Source organism: Burkholderia sp. Cy-637, assembly GCF_011753175.1.
Lineage (GTDB): Bacteria > Pseudomonadota > Gammaproteobacteria > Burkholderiales > Burkholderiaceae > Burkholderia > Burkholderia gladioli.
On the sequence record NZ_VWWC01000401.1, the window covers coordinates 1 to 924 of the forward strand.

General features: G+C 76.3%; 1 protein-coding gene. It reads left to right on the forward strand.

The window, feature by feature from the left end:
* Positions 1-924: four-carbon acid sugar kinase family protein (locus F3J10_RS35845; protein WP_167244067.1), on the forward strand; the 924-nt coding region annotated here is incomplete at both ends.

A 924-nucleotide genomic window follows, 5' to 3' on the forward strand; every position in this document is an offset into this window, starting at 1 on the left:
TTAGAGCCGCCGGCCCGGCGGGCGCAGCGCGCGCCGGGCCGGCGGCTCTACAAGAAGATCGATTCGACCTTGCGCGGCAACTGGGCCGCCGAAGTGGCCGCGCTTGCCGCGCTGGCCGGCCCGGCCATCGTGGCGCCGGCGTTTCCGGCCACCGGCCGCGGCGTGATCGATGGCCGCGTGCTGGTGCGCGGCGTGCCGCTCGAGGACACCGAAACCTGGCAGCTCGAACATGCGGGGCGCGACGCCGCGCTGCGCGCGCTGCTCGAGGACGCGGGCCTGCGGGTCGAGCAGGTCGGGCTCGAGGTGCTGCGCGGCGATCCGCAGCGCATCGTCGCGATGCTGGCCGCGGCGGCCGCCGAGGGCGGGCGCGCGATCGTGGTCGACGCCGAGACGAGCGAGGACCTGGCACGGCTGGCGCGCCTCACGGCCGCGCTCGACACGCCGTTCTTCTGGGTCGGCTCGGGCGGGCTGTCGCGCGAGCTGGCGGCCTTGTCCGAGCTGTTCGAAGCCGATGCCGCGGCCGGCTCCGAATCCGCATCGGAAGCCGAATCCGAAGCCCGATCCGCCGAGGCGGCGAGCGTCGTCGCCCGGGGCCCGCTGCTGACCCTGGTCGGCAGCCTCTCGGCGATTTCCGAGCGCCAGTGCGCGCTGCTGCGTGCCGAGGCCGGCATCGCCGAGTTCATCGTGCCGCCGGCGGTGCTGCGCGAGGGCGCGACGCACGCGCAATGGCCCGCCTGGCACGAGCGGATCGGCGCCTGCCTGCGCGGCCGGCAGGACGCGATCGTGCGTATCGGCCGCGACGCGGCCTTCGATCCCGCCGAGGGCGCGCTGCTCTCCGGCGCGCTGGCGGCCCTGGTGGCGCCGCACGTCGAGGGCCTGGGCGGCCTGATCGTGACCGGCGGCGAGACCGCCCGCGCGATGCTG